Source organism: Mycolicibacterium rutilum (genome assembly GCF_900108565.1).
In the GTDB taxonomy this organism is placed as follows: domain Bacteria; phylum Actinomycetota; class Actinomycetes; order Mycobacteriales; family Mycobacteriaceae; genus Mycobacterium; species Mycobacterium rutilum.
This window is the reverse complement of sequence record NZ_LT629971.1, coordinates 5,023,867-5,040,497: the sequence shown is the minus strand read 5'-3', so window position 1 is coordinate 5,040,497 and position 16,631 is coordinate 5,023,867. Positions and strand designations below refer to the sequence as shown.

General features: G+C 70.3%; 16 protein-coding genes. 12 read left to right on the top strand and 4 right to left on the bottom strand.

The features are described from left to right. Nucleotides 1-110: 110 nt before the first annotated feature. The 8 genes from BLW81_RS24570 to BLW81_RS24535 all read left to right on the top strand — a co-directional run bounded on the left by BLW81_RS24570 (nucleotide 111) and on the right by BLW81_RS24535 (nucleotide 8,162). Complete coding sequence (locus BLW81_RS24570) at nucleotides 111-479, top strand: YraN family protein (protein ID WP_083409449.1); 369 nt, start codon at nucleotides 111-113, stop codon at nucleotides 477-479. Then, on the top strand, nucleotides 480-1,991 hold the full coding sequence (locus BLW81_RS24565; protein WP_083409448.1) for a YifB family Mg chelatase-like AAA ATPase: 1,512 nt from the start codon (nucleotides 480-482) through the stop codon (nucleotides 1,989-1,991). Then, entirely contained in the window at nucleotides 1,988-3,112 is a 1,125-nt protein-coding gene (gene dprA, locus BLW81_RS24560) for a DNA-processing protein DprA (protein WP_083409447.1), read from the top strand. The genes BLW81_RS24565 and dprA overlap by 4 nt, the downstream gene beginning before the upstream one ends. 9 nt (nucleotides 3,113-3,121) lie before the next feature. Next, entirely contained in the window at nucleotides 3,122-4,171 is a 1,050-nt protein-coding gene (locus BLW81_RS24555; RefSeq protein WP_235632085.1) for a glycoside hydrolase 5 family protein, read from the top strand. A gap of 80 nt (nucleotides 4,172-4,251) precedes the next feature. Then, complete coding sequence (locus tag BLW81_RS24550) at nucleotides 4,252-5,106, top strand: siderophore-interacting protein (RefSeq protein WP_083410790.1); 855 nt, start codon at nucleotides 4,252-4,254, stop codon at nucleotides 5,104-5,106. Between the two features lie 16 nt (nucleotides 5,107-5,122). Further along, a complete protein-coding gene (locus tag BLW81_RS24545; protein ID WP_083409446.1) occupies nucleotides 5,123-6,283 on the top strand; it encodes a lactate 2-monooxygenase in 1,161 nt (386 codons plus the stop codon). Between the two features lie 32 nt (nucleotides 6,284-6,315). Then, nucleotides 6,316-7,215, top strand: coding sequence for a tyrosine recombinase XerC (locus tag BLW81_RS24540; protein ID WP_083409445.1), 900 nt, complete (start codon nucleotides 6,316-6,318; stop codon nucleotides 7,213-7,215). A gap of 74 nt (nucleotides 7,216-7,289) precedes the next feature. Further along, a complete protein-coding gene (locus BLW81_RS24535; RefSeq protein ID WP_083409444.1) occupies nucleotides 7,290-8,162 on the top strand; it encodes an alpha/beta fold hydrolase in 873 nt (290 codons plus the stop codon). Here the strand turns inward: BLW81_RS24535 and BLW81_RS24530 are convergent. After that, entirely contained in the window at nucleotides 8,146-9,108 is a 963-nt protein-coding gene (locus tag BLW81_RS24530) for a TIGR03621 family F420-dependent LLM class oxidoreductase (RefSeq protein ID WP_083409443.1), read from the bottom strand. The genes BLW81_RS24535 and BLW81_RS24530 overlap by 17 nt on opposite strands. Nucleotides 9,109-9,248: 140 nt before the next feature. On the opposite strand from BLW81_RS24530, the gene BLW81_RS24525 reads away from it, so the two are divergent. Next, the gene (locus BLW81_RS24525; protein WP_083410789.1) at nucleotides 9,249-10,238 is read left to right on the top strand and encodes an IS481-like element ISMav3 family transposase; all 990 of its coding nucleotides are present in this window, start codon (nucleotides 9,249-9,251) and stop codon (nucleotides 10,236-10,238) included. Here the strand turns inward: BLW81_RS24525 and BLW81_RS24520 are convergent. After that, a complete protein-coding gene (locus BLW81_RS24520) occupies nucleotides 10,235-10,732 on the bottom strand; it encodes a M23 family metallopeptidase (RefSeq protein WP_083409442.1) in 498 nt (165 codons plus the stop codon). The two genes, BLW81_RS24525 and BLW81_RS24520, sit on opposite strands and share 4 nt — an antisense overlap. A gap of 281 nt (nucleotides 10,733-11,013) precedes the next feature. On the opposite strand from BLW81_RS24520, the gene rpsB reads away from it, so the two are divergent. The 3 genes from rpsB to BLW81_RS24505 all read left to right on the top strand — a co-directional run bounded on the left by rpsB (nucleotide 11,014) and on the right by BLW81_RS24505 (nucleotide 14,229). After that, nucleotides 11,014-11,877 (top strand): 30S ribosomal protein S2, encoded by an 864-nt coding sequence (rpsB, locus tag BLW81_RS24515; protein ID WP_083409441.1) that lies wholly within the window; start codon nucleotides 11,014-11,016, stop codon nucleotides 11,875-11,877. A 14-nt stretch (nucleotides 11,878-11,891) separates the two neighbouring features. Next, entirely contained in the window at nucleotides 11,892-12,707 is an 816-nt protein-coding gene (tsf, locus tag BLW81_RS24510; protein ID WP_083409440.1) for a translation elongation factor Ts, read from the top strand. Between the two features lie 115 nt (nucleotides 12,708-12,822). Continuing rightward, nucleotides 12,823-14,229 carry an amidase gene (locus BLW81_RS24505; RefSeq protein WP_083409439.1) on the top strand — a complete coding sequence of 469 codons (1,407 nt, stop codon included), beginning with the start codon at nucleotides 12,823-12,825 and terminating at the stop codon, nucleotides 14,227-14,229. Nucleotides 14,230-14,304: 75 nt separating this feature from the next. On the opposite strand, the gene BLW81_RS24500 is transcribed toward BLW81_RS24505, so the two are convergent. Then, nucleotides 14,305-15,834: an FAD-dependent oxidoreductase gene (locus tag BLW81_RS24500; protein WP_083409438.1), complete on the bottom strand. Its 1,530-nt coding sequence runs from the start codon at nucleotides 15,832-15,834 to the stop codon at nucleotides 14,305-14,307. Continuing rightward, nucleotides 15,831-16,625, bottom strand: coding sequence for a carotenoid biosynthesis protein (locus BLW81_RS24495; protein ID WP_235632084.1), 795 nt, complete (start codon nucleotides 16,623-16,625; stop codon nucleotides 15,831-15,833). Before BLW81_RS24495 ends, BLW81_RS24500 begins: the two co-directional genes overlap by 4 nt. Nucleotides 16,626-16,631 lie beyond the last annotated feature (6 nt).

The window sequence follows — 16,631 nt, the reverse complement described above, 5'->3', positions numbered from 1 at the left end:
GGTTTGTCTCGACGCAACCGCGTGGGCCGGATCTGGGGATGAATCCGCACTTGGGGATGGCGGGAGCCGGAACCCGGTGAGGTGTCGGTGCCCTGCCGGACGGTGCAGGCATGACTTCGATGACCCGCGCCGAGATCGGCGCTTTGGGCGAACAGCTTGCGGTCGAGCACCTGCGGTCGCTGGGGCTGCGGATCCTCGCGCGCAATTGGCGGTGCCGCTACGGCGAACTGGACGTGATCGCCGCCGACGACGCGGTGGGCGCGGTGGTGTTCGTGGAAGTGAAGACCCGCACCAGTGATCGGTTCGGCGGGGTGGAGGAGGCGGTGACACCGCAGAAGGTGCGTCGGCTGCGGCGGCTCGCCGGCCTGTGGCTGGCGGACCAGAACACGCGCTGGGCGCAGGTGCGCATCGACGTCGTCGGTGTCCGCCTCGGCCGGTGTCCGACGCCGGAGATCATGCACTTGCAGGGGGTGGGTTAGATGGCGCTGGGGCGCGCCTTCTCGGTCGCGGTCCGCGCGCTCGACGGTCAGATCGTCGAGATCGAAGCCCACATCGAGGGTGGACTGCCCGGCGTACATCTGGTCGGCCTGCCCGATGCGGCGCTGCACGAGTCCCGCGACCGGGTCCGCGCCGCGATCATGAACTGCACCGATGACTGGCCGAAGACCCGGCTGACGTTGGCCCTCTCCCCGGCGACGCTCCCGAAGATGGGATCGGTCTACGACCTGGCGCTGGCGATGTCTGTGTTGTCGGCGTCCACCAAGAAGGATTGGGCGCGGCTCGAGAAGACCGTTCTGCTCGGCGAATTGGCGCTCGACGGACGTGTCCGCCCCGTCACGGGGATCCTTCCGGCGGTGGCGGCAGCCAAACGCGAGGGCTGGCCCACCGCGGTCGTCCCCGTCGACAACCTTGCCGAAGCCAGCCTGATCGACGGCATCGACGTGTGGGGCGTGCGCCACCTCCGTCAACTGCGGTCATGGATCAGGGGCAAGGGATCGCTGGAACCGCGGGTCGACTCGTCGCCGTCGGTGCAGGAATCCACCGTCGATCTCGCCGACGTGATCGGTCAGAGCCAGGCGCGGTATGCCGTCGAAGTCGCCGCCGCCGGCGGCCATCATCTGATGCTGACCGGACCACCCGGCGCCGGTAAAACGATGCTGGCGCAACGCCTTCCGGGGCTGTTGCCGCCGCTCTCGGAGGAGGAGGCGCTGGAGGTGACCGCGATCCACTCGGTGGCGGGTCTGTTGTCGAACAGCACGCCGCTGATCACCGGGGCCCCGTTCGTGGCGCCGCATCACACGGCAAGTGTGGCGGCGATGGTGGGCGGCGGGTCGGGGTTGGCGCGGCCGGGCGCGGTCAGTCGCGCGCACCGCGGGGTGCTGTTTCTCGACGAGTGCGCCGAGATCGCCACCCCGGTCCTCGAGGCGTTGCGGACACCGCTCGAAGACGGGGAGGTGCGGATCGCCCGGCGCGACGGGGTGGCCCGTTACCCGGCGAGGTTCCAACTCGTGCTGGCCGCGAATCCGTGCCCGTGCGCCCGTCCGGACCCGCGTGACTGTATCTGCGGCGGCCAGGAGAAGCGGCGCTACCTCGGCAAGCTGTCCGGCCCGCTGCTCGACCGGGTGGATCTCGACATCCAGATGCACGCGTTGCGCGCGGGCACCACCGCCGCCGACGACGGCGAATCGACTGCCGTGGTACGCGAACGGGTGGCGGCTGCGCGGGCAGCGGCCGCCGAGCGATGGCGGCCGTACGGCATCCGAACCAATGCCGAGGTCAGTGGTTCGTTGCTCCGCCGCAGGTTTCGGTTACCGCGGGAGGTGATGAAGCCACTCGATCTGGCCCTCGCCCGCGGGTCGCTGAGCGTACGGGGGATGGACCGCACGCTGCGGGTGGCGTGGACGCTCGCGGACTTGGCGGGCCGCGCGTCGCCCTCATCGGACGACGTCACCACCGCGCTGAGTTTCCGGCAGGGAGGACGAGCACGATGACCGACGATCTGGCCGTGGCGTGGGCCTACCTGGCGCGGGTGGTCGAACCGCCGTGTCCGGCGCTGACCGAACTGGTGGCACAGGTGGGCCCGGTCGAGGCCGCCGACCGGGTGCGACGGGGCCAGGCGGGGGAGGACATCAACCGCAGTGCCGAGGCGCGTCGTCAACTCGACTGTGCCGCCCGCGATCTCGAAGTTCTCGATCGGTTGGGTGGGCGGCTGATCACCGCGCACGACGACGAGTGGCCGCTGCTGGCGTTCACCGGTTTCGGCGGTGTGCCCGAACGGCTGCGGTCGCAGGCTCATGCGCCGATGGTGCTGTGGGCCGTCGGTCCCGCAGCGCTCGACGAAATCGCCTACCGCGCGGCCGCGCTCGTCGGAACCCGAGCCGCGACCGCATATGGGGAGTTCGTCACCGCCGATCTGGCGACCGGGCTGGTAGAACGTGAGGTGGCGGTCGTCTCGGGCGGTGCGTACGGCATCGACGGCGCCGCGCATCGAGCGGCGCTGGCCGCCGAGGGGACGACGGTCGCGGTGCTCGCCGGCGGCGTCGACGTCCCCTATCCCGCGGGGCACACCGCACTGCTGCGACGCATCGCCGAGAGCGGCCTGGTCATCAGCGAGTATCCGCCGGGCACCCGGCCAGCGCGGCACCGCTTCCTGACCCGCAACCGGCTGGTGGCCGCGTTGGCGGGGGCGACGGTGGTCGTCGAGGCCGGGGCGCGCAGCGGCGCCGCCAACACCGCGGCGTGGGCCCGCGCGCTGGGCCGGCCGGTCTGCGCGGTGCCGGGCCCCGTCACGTCGGCGGCCTCGGTCGGCTGCCACGTGCTTCTGCGTGACGGCGCCAGGATCGTGACGCGCGCCGATGAGGTCGTCGAATGTGTCGGGCGCATCGGCGAACTGGCATCCGAAGAACAACATCCGGCCTCGCCGCTGGATGAGTTGAGCGAGGCCGAGAAACGCGTGTACGACGCGCTGCCGCGGCGCGGGGCCCGCACCCCCGACGAGATCGCCGTCGCGTCCGGATTGCCGGCCCGCCACGTGCTGGGGCCGCTGGCGAACCTCGAACTGCAGGGGCTCGTGACCAGCCGAGACGGCCGGTGGAAACTCGCGCTCCGGTAAGTTGTCGCCATGAACAAGCGGCTGAACAGCGTGATGGCCCGTGTCGCGGCCGCCGGGTGGCTGATCGCCGCGATGCTGTCCGCCGAGACGGTCACCGCCCGCGCGGAGGCCGTCGTCGCGCCGGCCGACGGCTACGGGTTCAGCGTCGGGGCGCCGATGACCTGGATGAGCCGCGCCGAGGCCGACGGTGAACTCGACGCAGCGGCGCGCACCGGGGCGTCGTGGCTGCGGGTGTTCATCGACTGGAGCCGCGTCGAACCGATGCCCGGCGCCTACAACTGGGGCTACGTCGACCACTGGATCAACGGCGCGCTCGCCCGCGGCATCCGCGTTCTCGGGTTGATCGGCTACAGCCCCGACTGGGCGCGCGCGCCCGGCGTCTACTTCACCGGCCCGCCAACCGATCCCGCGGTGTTCGCCAGCTTCGTCACGACCGTCGTGCAGCGCTACGGCGACCGCGTCGCGAACTGGGAGATCTGGAACGAACCGAACCTGCCCCTGTTCTGGGGCTATCTCGGCGACCGCGCCGCCGGCTACACCGAACTGCTCAAGGCCGCGTATCCGGCCGTGAAAGCCGTCCAACCCGGCAGCACCGTGATCGCCGGCGGCCTGAGCCCGGCGTTCGCGCCCGACGCACCGCCGACCTTCGTCGCCGAGATGTATGACCGCGGCGCGAAGGGGTTCTTCGACGCCATGGCGATGCATCCGTACGTGTTTCCGCACGGACTGGAGGCCGACACCCTCAACGGCTGGTCCGACGTCGAACGGGTACGTCAGCTCATGGTCGCCAACGGTGACGGCGACAAGAAGATCTGGATGACCGAGATGGGCGCGCCGACCAGCGCCCCGACCGCCGAAGGGGTCAGCCAGCAGGAGCAGGCCAAACAGATCCTCGACGGACTGCGGCGTGCGGCGCAGACCCCGTACAGCGGTCCGGCGTTCATCTTCAGCATCCGCGACTCCGACACCGCCAACCAGGACAACCGCGAGGACAACTTCGGGGCGCTGGTGACGACCGACTGGCAGCCGAAACTGGCGGCTTCGGCCCTCGCAAGGTAGGGGCCAGCGGGCCGCAGTGCGCTCGTATAGTCGAAAGATGCCGACCGGTATGGAGACGTCGGCGTGATTTGGAGGAACACGTGGCAGGGCGTCCGATACACACCTTCGAGGTGGTGCGCACCGAAGAGTTGACACCGCATCTCATCCGGCTCGTGCTGGGCGGGTCCGGTTTCGACACCTTCACCCCGAACGACTTCACCGACGCCTACGTCAAGCTGGTCATCGTCAACCCCGACATCGACGTCGCCGGCCTGCCGCAGCCGCTGACGCTCGACAGCTTCTCGGAGCTGCCGCCCGAGCAGCGCCCCACCGTGCGTACCTACACCGTGCGCAACGTCGACCCGCAGCGCCGCGAACTGAGCATCGACTTCGTCACGCACGGTGAACACGGCGTCGCCGGACCGTGGGCAGCCAAGGCCCAACCCGGCCAGCCCGCCTACTTGATGGGCCCCAGCGGCGCCTATGCGCCCGACCCGGCCGCCGACTGGCACCTGATGGCCGGCGACGAAGCCGCGATCCCGGCGATCAGCGTTGCGCTGGAAGCGTTGCCGGACAACGCGATCGGGCGGGTCTTCATCGAGGTCGCCGGACCCGACGACGAGATCCCGCTGAAGAAACCCGACGGCGTCGAGGTGCGCTGGATCTATCGCGGCGGACGCGCCGACCTGGTGCCCGAGGACCAGGCCGGCGACCACGCACCGCTCATCGCCGCGGTCAAGGAAACCCCGTGGCTGCCCGGCCAGGTGCAGGTGTTCATCCACGGCGAGGCGCAGACCGTCATGCAGAACTTGCGGCCCTACATCCGCAAGGAACGCGGCGTCGAGGCCAAGTGGGCGTCGTCGATCTCGGGGTACTGGCGGCGCGGGCGCACCGAGGAGACCTTCCGCCAGTGGAAGGCCGAACTGGCCAAAGCGGAGTCCGGTCAGGGCGGCTGACTGGCAAGCTGGCGGCATGACGTTCGGGAACTACCAGTTCGAGATCTATCTGCAGGGCCTTTCGGGCATCGTGCCGACGCTGCCGATGACGTTCGCGGAGTGGGAGGCCAAGGCCGAGTCGGCGATGCCGCCGTCGGTGTACTCCTACGTCGCGGGCGGCGCCGGTGACGAACGCACCCAACGGCTCAACCGCACCGCGTTCGACAACTGGGGCCTGATGCCGCGGATGTTCCGCGCCACCCGCGAACGCGATCTGTCGGTCGACCTGTTCGGCCTGACGTTGCCGTCGCCGGTGTTCATGGCTCCGGTCGGCGTCATCGGCATCTGCGCGCAGGACGGGCACGGCGACATCAAAACGGCGAAGGCCGCCGCCCGCACCGGCGTGCCGATGATGGTCTCGACGCTGACCGAGGATCCGCTGGAGGACGTGGCCGCCGAATTCGGTGACACGCCAGGCTTTTTCCAGCTTTACACGCCGACCGACCGGGAGCTGGCCGCGAGCCTGGTGCACCGCGCCGAAGCAGCCGGATACAAAGGCATCGTCGTCACCCTCGACACCTGGGTGCCGGGATGGCGGCCCCGCGACCTGTCGACGTCGAACTTCCCGCAACTGCGCGGCAAGTGCCTGGCCAACTACACCAGCGACCCGGTGTTCCGCGCGGGCCTGGCGCAGCCGCCCGAGGAGAACCCGCAGGCCACCGTCCTGCACTGGGTCGGACTGTTCGGCAACCCGTTGACGTGGGACGACCTGCCGTGGCTGCGGTCGCTCACCGACCTTCCGCTGATCGTCAAGGGGATCTGCCATCCCGACGACGCCCGACGCGCCAAGGACGGCGGCGTCGACGCGATCTACTGCTCGAACCACGGTGGGCGGCAAGCCAATGGCGGGCTGGCCGCCATCGACTGCCTGCCCGGCGTGGTGGAAGCGGCCGACGGTCTGCCGGTGCTGTTCGACTCGGGGATCCGGAGCGGCGCCGACATCGTCAAGGCGCTCGCACTCGGCGCTACCGGGGTCGGTATCGGGCGGCCGTACGCGTACGGGCTGGCGCTCGGTGGCGTCGAGGGCGTGGTGCACGTGCTGCGTTCGTTGCTCGCCGAGGCCGATCTCACGATGGCCGTCGACGGCTATCCGACACTGGCTGATCTCACTCCGGACACATTGCGGCGCGTCACCTGAACGTCGCGACCGGCGTCTGCCACGGTGGTGTCGTGGATGCCGTCCTCGACGAGTTCGACGAGTACCTCGCGCTGGAACGCGGCCGGTCGGACCACACGCGGCGCGCCTACCTCGGCGATCTGCGGGCGTTGTTCGAGTTCATCGATGAACGCGGCGCCTCCGGCCTGGCCGGTCTGACCCTTCCGACACTGCGGGGGTGGCTGGCCGCGCAGGCCGCTGCCGGTGCGGCCCGCACGACGCTGGCGCGACGCACCTCGGCGGTCAAGACGTTCACCGCGTGGGCCGCGCGGCGCGGGCTGATCGCGGCCGATCCGGCGTTGCGGCTGCAGGTGCCCAAGGCGCGTCGCACCCTGCCCGCGGTGCTGCGGCAAGACCAGGCGCTCGACGCCATGGCCGCCGCGAAATCCGGTGCGCAACAGGGCGATCCGCTGGCGCTGCGCGACCAGCTGATCGTGGAACTGTTGTACGCCACCGGGATCCGGGTCAGCGAGCTGTGCGGGCTCGACATCGACGACGTGGACATGCCGCGGCGGCTGCTGCGGGTGCTGGGCAAGGGCAACAAGCAGCGCACCGTGCCGTTCGGCGAGCCGGCGCAGGCGGTGCTGTCGTCGTGGCTCGACGTCGGCAGACCCGCGCTGGTCACCGCCGACTCCGGGCCCGCGCTGCTGTTGGGCGCCCGCGGCCGTCGGCTCGATCCCCGGCAGGCGCGCACGGTCGTGCACCAGACGATCGCGGCGGTCGACGGCGCGCCCGACATCGGGCCGCACGGGTTGCGGCACAGCGCCGCGACACATCTGCTCGAGGGCGGGGCCGACCTGCGCGTGGTGCAGGAACTGCTCGGGCACTCGACGCTCGCGACGACCCAGCTGTATACGCACGTGACGGTCGCGCGGCTGCGGGCGGTCCACGACCAGGCCCACCCCCGCGCCTAACCTTGGCGGTTTCGGTGTAGTTAGTGGCGTTCAGCGCAACTGCCGACACCGAAATCGCTGCGAGAGGAGGAGTCGTGCAGCGGTCGACGGTCCGGCTGCCGTGGGGGAACGTCAGTTACCTCGAGTGGGGCGAGGGCGCGCCGGTGGTGCTGCTGCACGGCGCCGGGGTGGACAGTGCGTCGCTGTCCTGGGGTGACCTCGGGCCGCGGCTCGCGGCGGCCGGCTACCGCGTGCTCGCCCCCGACCACCCCGGCTACGGGCACACCCCGCCGGCTCCATGGCCGTCGACCCAGGACCGCCTGGTCGCCTACGTTGGCGAGTTCGTCGACGCCGTGGGCGTGACGTCCTACGCGATCGGCGGGCTGTCGCTCGGCGGCGGCATGACGATCGGGCACGTACTGGAACGACCGCAAAACGTCACGGGCGCAATGCTGTTGGCGAGCTACGGCCTCATGGGACGGTTGTCGGACGGGCCGCTGTCGGGCATGCGCCAAGCCGCGACGTGGCTGACGCTGCGCAGTGGTCTGCTCGGCGCGGTCACCCGGTGGTCCGGCCGAAGCCGAACCCTCATGGCCCCGCTCATGCCGGCGCTGATCCGAGACCCTGCCGCGCGCACACCCGAACTCCTCGACGAGATCCTCGCCGCCGCGCGGGCCGAGCACGCGTTCGAGGCCTACGGGCAGTGGCAGCGTGACCAGGTCGGGTTCGCCGGCCTGCGCACCGACTACCGCGACCGGTTGCCGTCGTTTCCGCGGCCGGCGCTGCTGATCCACGGCGGCCGCGACACCAGCGTGCCGGTGTCGGCGGCGCGCGCAGCAGCCGACCTGATGCCCGACGCGCGTCTCGAAGTCATTGCCGGAGCAGCACATTGGGTGCAGCGGGATCAGCCGGACGTGGTTCTGGCCGCCATGCTCGGATTCCTCGAGACGCTCAGCCCAGCAGCGTGATGATCTCGGCGAGGTCGGGCATCGTCGACGCCCTGCCGGGGAGCTCGTCGAACACCGTCCAGTAGCTCACGCCGAAACGCTGTTGTCGGCGCACGAGTTCTTCGGCCATCTGCTCGTGGGTGCCGAGCAGGACGAACGGGGAGTCGAGCAGCGCATCGGGGGAGACGTTGAGCGTCGCGGCCAATTGCTCGGCCGCGCGCCGCGGCTGGTCCGTGGCGACCACCGCCTGGATCAGCGCGTTGAGCTCGATGCGCTCGAACCGTTCGCCCGCGGCGTCGGCGACCACGGCGATCCGGTCGTCGAGTCCGTCGGGCCCGAAGTGCGACAACCGCACCTCGGTCGCGTCGTGGTTGTGGGTGATGCCCGCGAATCCCGCGATGTCGGCGACGCGGCCGGCCAGCCGCAGCACGCGCTCGCCGTTGCCGCCGATCAGCAGCGGGACCCGACCGAGTGGCGGCGCCACCAGCTGTCCCGCCTCGGCGTGCACGCGGTAGTGCGCGCCGTCGACGTTGACTGCCTCACCGTCGAGGAGCGTGCGGATGACGGCGACCGATTCCTCCAACCGCGAGACGCGCACGGCGCCGGCGTCGAACCGGAGCCCGGCGGCGTCGTACTCCGACTTCATGTGCCCGGCGCCGATGCCGAGCTCGAAACGCCCGTCGGAAACCCAAGCCAGCCCGGCGGTTTCGCGTGCGGTCTCGACCGGATGCCGAAAGTCGTTGTTGAGCACCAACGTTCCGACATGTAACCGATCGGTGGCTGTCGCGGCGGCGGCAGCGCTGGTGAACGGCGGGGCCAACGGCACCAGGTGGTCGGCGAAGGTCAGCACGTCGAATCCGGCGGCTTCGACCTCTCGCGCGAAATCGCGTATCTGCGTGCCGGTGCGCGGTGTGGCGGTGGTCAGGCCGAAGCGAAGCTTTCGTGATCGGTGCGCGTCGGTGGTCACGGTTTCGACGGTAGGGCACGGTCGCGTGGCTAGCTGTACTGACCACGGACGTTAGGTACGGCGTGGCGTGGTGACATAACGAAGACCTCCGAGTGAAGTGCGAGCTGCTGAAGAACGCACAACTCACTCCGGAGGTCTTCGTGTCCCACCGTAATGCCCCATTGTCTGAAACCGGGCGTCTGCGCTTGGCCCGTTGCGTCGTCGAGGACGGTTGGTCGCTGCGCCGGGCCGCCGAACGGTTTCAGGTCGCGGTCACCACAGCCCAGCGCTGGGCTTCGCGTTATCGCGAGCTCGGTCCAGCCGGCATGGCTGATCGCAGCTCACGCCCACTTCGAAGCCCCAACCAGACACCCACCCGTACCGAGCGCCGGATCATCAAAGTCCGTGTCCTGCGGCGGTGGGGTCCGGCCCGGATCGCTTATCTACTGGGCCTAAATGTGTCCACAGTGCATCGGGTGCTCACCCGCTACAAGCTGGCCAAACTGCGCTGGCTGGACCGCGCCACCGGCCAGGTCGTCCGCCGGATGGAATCTGCGTGCTGCGGAGACCTCGTCCATGTGGACGTCAAGAAGCTCGGCAAGATCCCTGCCGGCGGAGGATGGCGCATGCTGGGACGCATCGTCGGCAATCGCAACGCCCAGGCCGACAAGACTTCAGGACAGCGCAGCAAGCACCGCCACCCGCTACGCGGCTACCACTTCCTGCACACCGCGATCGACGCGCACTCGCGGCTGGCCTACAGCGAGCTGCTAACAGACGAACGCAAAGAGACTGCCGCAGCCTTCTGGCTTCGCGCGCAAGCCTGGTTCAGCACGTGCGGTTTCACGGTACGGAAAGTATTGACCGACAACGGCTCCTGTTACCGATCACATGCGTTCAGGGACGCTCTTGGCGACATCGAGCACCGCCGAACACGCCCCTACCGCCCCCAGACAAACGGAAAGGTGGAGAGATTCCACCGCACCCTGGCCGACGAATGGGCCTACGCACGGCTTTACCGCAGCGACGCCGAACGCTGCGCCGAGTTCCCCCGCTGGCTGCACACCTACAATCACCACCGCGGCCACACCGCACTCGGCGGCCAACCACCTGCCACCCGCGTACCTAACCTCTCAGGTCAGTACACCTAGCGCGTGGGTTTCAGGCGGATCGGGGTCGATGCGAGCAGGCCCAGCGGGTCCACGTAGTCCGCGCGCGACGCCGGCCCCCACATCGCGCCCCAGTGCAGACACGCCGACGCGGGGCAGCCCGAGTGCCCGGGTCGCAGCGCGCCGATCGCCGTGCCCGCCGCGACACGCTGACCGGCCCGCACCACGGCCTCGACGGGTTCATAGCTGGTCCGCAGCCCGCCGGGGTGCGCGATCGACACCAGCGGCCGGCCCGCCAGCTCACCGGCGAACACCACGGTGCCTCCGGCGGCCGCGTACACCGACTGCCCGGGTGCGCCGGCCAGGTCGACCCCGCGATGACCCGGCTGCCAGTCGGGCGACGGGGCGTCGAACTCCCGCACGACGTCCGGGCGCGGGCGCAGTGGCCAGTCCAACCGGTCCGGCTGGGCGTCGGCAGGCGCCGCCCACACGCACGCGGCTGCCAGCACCGCGGCAACGGCCCCGATCCTTCGCATTTGCCCAGTTCAGCGCATACTGGGCGAACCGCGCCAGCCCCGCGCGGCGATCTGTGGATGGCCAGGTCGTCGTGGCAAAACCACCCCTGTGCAGGGTGTAAACTGCTAACCGCAGCTCGCTTGCGCGGGCTGACTTCGCGTGTCTGCACCACGACCCAGGGTCGTAACCCGGATGCCGTCGGTCCCATCTTCCGAGACGGGTCTGGCATTCCGAGCGGGCACCAGGGCCTGGCATCACCCGACGCCGGGCGACAACCGACAACGCAAAGAGGCATACGACTATGGCTGTCGTCACCATGAAGCAGCTGCTGGACAGCGGCGCCCACTTCGGGCACCAGACCCGGCGCTGGAATCCCAAGATGAAGCGGTTCATCTTCACCGACCGCAACGGCATCTACATCATCGACCTGCAGCAGACGCTGACCTACATCGACAAGGCGTACGAGTTCGTCAAGGAGACCGTCGCCCACGGCGGGACGATCATGTTCGTCGGCACCAAGAAGCAGGCGCAGGAGTCGATCGCCGAAGAGGCCACCCGCGTCGGCATGCCGTACGTGAACCAGCGCTGGCTGGGCGGCATGCTCACCAACTTCTCGACCGTGCACAAGCGCCTGCAGCGTCTCAAGGAACTCGAGACGATGGAGCAGACCGGCGGGTTCGAGGGTCGCACCAAGAAGGAAATCCTGATGCTGACCCGCGAGAAGAACAAGCTCGAGCGGTCGCTCGGCGGTATCCGCGACATGGCCAAGGTGCCCTCGGCCGTGTGGGTCGTCGACACCAACAAGGAGCACATCGCCGTCGGCGAGGCGCGCAAGCTGGGCATCCCGGTCATCGCGATCCTCGACACCAACTGCGACCCCGATCTCGTCGACTACCCGATCCCGGGCAACGACGACGCGATCCGCTCGGCCGCCCTGCTGACGAAGGTCATCGCCGCGGCCGTCGCCGAGGGGCTGCAGGCCCGCGCCGGCGCAGGCCGTGACGGCGACAAGCCCGAAGCCGGCGCCGAGCCGCTCGCCGAGTGGGAGCAGGAGCTGCTGGCTTCCGCGACCGCGCCGGCCACCGCATCGCCGACCGCCGCGGGTGCCGAGCCCGGCACCCCCGAGGCCGACATCCAGACCGAACCGAAGACTCCAGAAGCTTAGGGAGAGCTACAAACATGGCTAACTACACCGCCGCCGACGTCAAGCGCCTGCGGGAGCTGACCGGCGCCGGCATGCTCGACAGCAAGAACGCGCTCGTCGAGGCTGACGGCGATTTCGACAAGGCCGTCGAGTTGCTGCGCATCAAGGGCGCCAAGGACGTCGGCAAGCGCGCCGAGCGCGCGACCGCCGAAGGTCTGGTCGCGGCCAAGGACGGCGCGCTGATCGAGCTGAACTCCGAGACCGACTTCGTCGCCAAGAACGCTGAATTCCAGGGCGTCGCCGACCAGATCGTCGCCGCTGCGGCGGCCGCCAAGGCCGACGACATCGACGCGCTCAAGGCCGCCAAGGTCGGGGACACCACCGTCGAGCAGGTCATCGCGGACCTGTCGGCCAAGATCGGCGAGAAGCTCGAACTGCGCCGCGTCGCCTACTTCGACGGCACCGTGGAGACCTACCTGCACAAGCGTGCCGCGGACCTGCCGCCGGCCGTCGGTGTGCTGGTCGAGTACCAGGGTGGCAACAAAGAGGCCGCGCACGCCGTCGCGCTGCAGATCGCCGCGCTCAAGGCGAAGTACCTCACCCGCGAGGACGTGCCCGAGGATGTCGTCGCCAACGAGCGCCGCATCGCCGAGGAGACCGCGCGTGCCGAGGGCAAGCCCGAGCAGGCGCTGACCAAGATCGTCGAGGGCCGGGTGACCGGTTTCTACAAGGACGTCGTGCTGCTCGACCAGCCGTCGGTGTCCGACAGCAAGAAGACGGTCAAGGCCCTGCTCGACGAGGCGGGTGTGACCGTGACCCGGTTCGTGCGCTTCGAGGTCGGCCAGGCCTAACTTTTTCCGCGGCGAGCGCTCATCGTTGTACGGCTGGTAAGCCCCAGACCGTACAAGGGTGAGCGCTCGTCCGTTTCTGGGGGCAGCGGCGGTACGACTTGGTACCGTCATCGGCATGACACGGATAAGTGCCTTCGGCGACGACGCCCTCGGTGACCTCGACGCGGTCGGGCTGGTGGAGGCGCTGCGAGCGGGCCAGGTGTCGCGGGCCGAACTCGTCGAGGCCGCGATCGCCCGCACCGAGGCGGTCAACCCGACCCTCAACGGCCTGGCGTATGAAGCGTTCGACCGCGCCAGGGCTCGCGCCGCCGCGCCCCGCCCGTACGGCGGCTACTTCGACGGCGTGCCGTCGTTCCTCAAGGACAACGTCGCCGTCGCCGGCATGCCGACGATGAGCGGGACCGACGCGTGGACACCGCGGCCCGAACGCGCCGACGGCGACTTCGCACGGTCGTTCCTCGCGACCGGCCTTGCGCCGCTGGGCAAGACGCAACTATCGGAGTACGGCTTCAGCGCGTCGGCCGAACACCCGCGCCTCGGCGCCGTGCGCAACCCGTGGAACCCGGAGTACACCGCCGGCGCGTCGTCATCGGGTTCAGGCGCGTTCGTCGCCGCCGGAGTGGTGCCCATCGCACACGCCAACGACGGCGGCGGGTCGATCCGAATCCCGGCCTCCTGCAACGGCCTTGTCGGCCTCAAGCCGTCGCGCGGCCGGCTGCCGCTGGACAAGGACATGCGGGCGATGCCGGTGCGCATCGTCGCCAACGGCGCCGTCACCCGTTCGGTGCGCGACACCGCGGCGTTCTTCCGCGAGGCCGAGCGCGTGCACGCCAATCCGCGGCTGCCCGCCGTCGGCGACGTCACCGGCCCGGGGGCGCAGCGGTTGCGCATCGCGGTCTGCACGCAATCCATTGCGCGCGAGGCCAGCCCGGAGATCCGCGAGCTGACGATGAAAAACGCGGCGCTGCTCGAGGAACTGGGCCACAAGGTCGAGACGATCCACAACCCGGTGCCCGCACACTTCATGAACGACTTCCTGCTGTACTGGTCGTTTCTGGCGTTCGCCCTCGTGCGCGGCGGCCGCCGCACCGTCGGACCGAGTTTCGACCGCGGGCGGCTCGACAACCTGACGCTGGGCCTGGAGCGCCACGCGGCGCGCAACCTGCACAAGCTGCCGGTAGCGATCGCGCGGCTGTCACGGGTCCGGCGGATCACCGCCCGACTGACCGCCACCTTCGACGCGGTGCTGATGCCGACGCTCGCCGACACCCCGCCGCGCATCGGGCATCTCGACCCGACGCAGGACTACGAGCAGATCATCGAGCGGCTCGTCGACTGGGTGGCATTCACCCCGCTGCAGAACGCCACCGGCGAACCGGCGATCTCGCTGCCGCTGGCCGAATCGGCGTCCGGGCTGCCGGTCGGCATGATGTTCGCCGCGCCGCTCGGCCAGGAGAAGCGGCTGCTGCACCTGGCCTACGAGCTGGAGGAAGCCCGCCCCTGGCGGCGCATCCAGGACTGATTTCCACTGCCGAGCAGACGCGAACACCCCCAAAAATGCGGCAGAGAAGGGGGATTTCACGTCTGCTCGCGCGGTTCAGCGCACACGCGGGACGCCGGCGAGCAGGCCGCGCTGCGGGATGCCCATGACGGGTTCGGCGGCCGCGCCCAGCTCGGCCAGGATGTCGTTGGCCGCCAACACCCCCGACATCGCCGACCGTTCCATCAGCCCGGCGAGGAACGGCAATTCGACGAAGTCGCCGGCCACCCGCAGGCCGCGGGCGTCGCTGCGCACGCCCGGCCGCGTGCCCGTCGACCCCGGCGGGAACGCGGGCGCCGTCGCCTCCAGCCGGTGGCGCTCGTGCACGACGCCGGCGTGCGCGGTCTCCGGCCACAACACCGCGAGTTCGTCGCGCAACGCCCGCGCCGCCGCGTCCACATCGTCCAATCGGCAAGCGTACGAATGCAATTCGATCACCGAGCCGCCGGTTGTGCGGGCCCACTGCGCGCTGGGCTCTTCGAGCCGTGAGTACACGGCCACCGAGTCGAGCGTCGGCTGCCCTGTGACGGCGCTGAACGGTGCGCGCCCGGGCGCCACGTCGCGGTCCAACCACAGCCTGCTGACCGCGAACGGTGGTGCGACGGTAAGCGTTTCGCAGCGCGAAGTCAGCAGCGGGGCGGCCGCCGCCAGCGCGGGGGAGCCCGCGACCACCGTGCGCAGCGCGCCGGGATCGACCGCGAGCACCACATCGCGCGCGACGAGGTCCCCGGCTGCGGTGCTGACCCGCCACCCCTGCCCGTCCGGTTCGACAGCGGTGGCCGCGGTGGCGGTGCGCACATCGGCGCCGAGGCCGATCAGGTAGTCGCGCAGCGGATTCCAGATCGCGGTGGCGTGGTCGGTGGTGGGCACGTCGAACCCGATGCCCTCCGGATTGCCGAGGAAGTAGTAGTGGAACATCGCCACCAGCTCGGCCGCCGACAACTCGCCCTGGTTGCAGAAGAACGACCGTGCGAACGCCTCGAACAGCATGCTGCGGGTGCGCTCGGACATGCCCAGCTTGTTGAGAAACGTGGCGGCGTCGACGGTGTCGAGTTCGGCCACCGTGGTCGCCCGGTCATAGGCCAGCAGTGCCCGGCCGGCGTCGGGGTCCGCCCCGGTCAGGTCGCGCCGGCTCAGGCTCTTCGACCGCAGCGCCAGCGCCAGCAGGTTGAACGGCGGCGCGGCGGGCAGGCCGGCGAGGTTCTCGTCCGGCCACCGCGCCGAGATGACCGGGTAGCTCGGCACCGGTGCGAGAAACGACAGGTCGGCGTCGACGCGGCGCAGCACCGACCGCCACGTGTAGTAGTGGCGGAAGAAGGCGTGGAAGCCGTGCTCGATGTTCTGCTCAGAGCCGTCGGGCAGGCGTTCCGGCCATGCACCCAGCCGCCCGCCGAGGTGCTCGGCCGCCTCGAGCACCGTGACGGACACCCCGCGTTCGGCCAGCACGACCGCCGCCGAGATGCCGGCGATACCGCCGCCGACGACGACCGCACGGGCGCCCGGCGCGACGTCCCGCGGCGCCAGGGGATCGGGTTCGACGAGCCGCCGCGGCCGCATCCGGCCGGGTGCGGCCCGTCCGCCGCTCATCCGGGCACCGCCGCGAAGTCGCGGCGACGCCGGCTCAGCGCGACCGCGAACGGCACCGCGACCGCACCCATCAGCACGCCGCCGATCAGCGCGGACCCCGGCAGGCCGAAGAACACCGCGTGCCCGAGCACCGAGGAGAAGTACACCCACAGGTACAGCGCGGCGGCGGGCGCCGACGGTGCCCCCTCCCGGCGCAGCATCCGGTTCAGTGTCGCCATGATCACCACCGAAACCATCAGCCAGCCAAGGTAATTCGTCCACGGGATGCCGGGTATCAACGGCAGGCCCGGCAGGCTGTCGAACCACGTCCAGTGGCCGGCCGCGACCATCTGCGGGTCCAGGAAGACGTCCCACGCCGTCAGCGCCACGGCGCCCAGCGCGACGACCGCCACACCGCGCACCGCCAGCGTCCTGGCCACCACCAGCGCGGGCCAGGCCATCATCGCCCAGGCCAGCGGGACGACGACCGGCACGCCGAACAGTTCGGGACCCAGCGTCCCGGTGTAGGCGTAGTGCCCGAACGGCCACCCCGTCGCCACGCCGACCGCCTCGGCGAGCAGACCGCCGCCGCCGGCCACCACGATCAGGACCCCGGCGCCTGCCGCGCCGTGCACACGGGCGGCGTCGGCGACCGCCGCGACGAAGAACACCACGACGCTGGCCACCGTCACCGTCGTGCGCGCGGCCTCAGGCATCAGCGGGTAGGCGATCTGCACCAGGATGGCGGCCGACACCAGCGCCCAGACCACGACGGTGCCGCGCACCGGCGCGACGGGCATGGCCAGCGCCACAGTTCT

What these genes read in the sequence shown, in the direction of transcription:
- tsf (WP_083409440.1), top strand. Translation starts at nt 11,892, where the DNA reads ATGGCTAACTACACCGCCGCCGACGTCAAGCGCCTGCGGGAGCTGACC.
- BLW81_RS24545 (WP_083409446.1), top strand. Translation starts at nt 5,123, where the DNA reads ATGACGTTCGGGAACTACCAGTTCGAGATCTATCTGCAGGGCCTTTCG.
- dprA (WP_083409447.1), top strand. Translation starts at nt 1,988, where the DNA reads ATGACCGACGATCTGGCCGTGGCGTGGGCCTACCTGGCGCGGGTGGTC.
- BLW81_RS24570 (WP_083409449.1), top strand. Translation starts at nt 111, where the DNA reads ATGACTTCGATGACCCGCGCCGAGATCGGCGCTTTGGGCGAACAGCTT.
- BLW81_RS24565 (WP_083409448.1), top strand. Translation starts at nt 480, where the DNA reads ATGGCGCTGGGGCGCGCCTTCTCGGTCGCGGTCCGCGCGCTCGACGGT.
- BLW81_RS24500 (WP_083409438.1), bottom strand. Translation starts at nt 15,834, where the DNA reads ATGAGCGGCGGACGGGCCGCACCCGGCCGGATGCGGCCGCGGCGGCTC.
- BLW81_RS24555 (WP_235632085.1), top strand. Translation starts at nt 3,122, where the DNA reads ATGAACAAGCGGCTGAACAGCGTGATGGCCCGTGTCGCGGCCGCCGGG.
- rpsB (WP_083409441.1), top strand. Translation starts at nt 11,014, where the DNA reads ATGGCTGTCGTCACCATGAAGCAGCTGCTGGACAGCGGCGCCCACTTC.
- BLW81_RS24505 (WP_083409439.1), top strand. Translation starts at nt 12,823, where the DNA reads ATGACACGGATAAGTGCCTTCGGCGACGACGCCCTCGGTGACCTCGAC.
- BLW81_RS24520 (WP_083409442.1), bottom strand. Translation starts at nt 10,732, where the DNA reads ATGCGAAGGATCGGGGCCGTTGCCGCGGTGCTGGCAGCCGCGTGCGTG.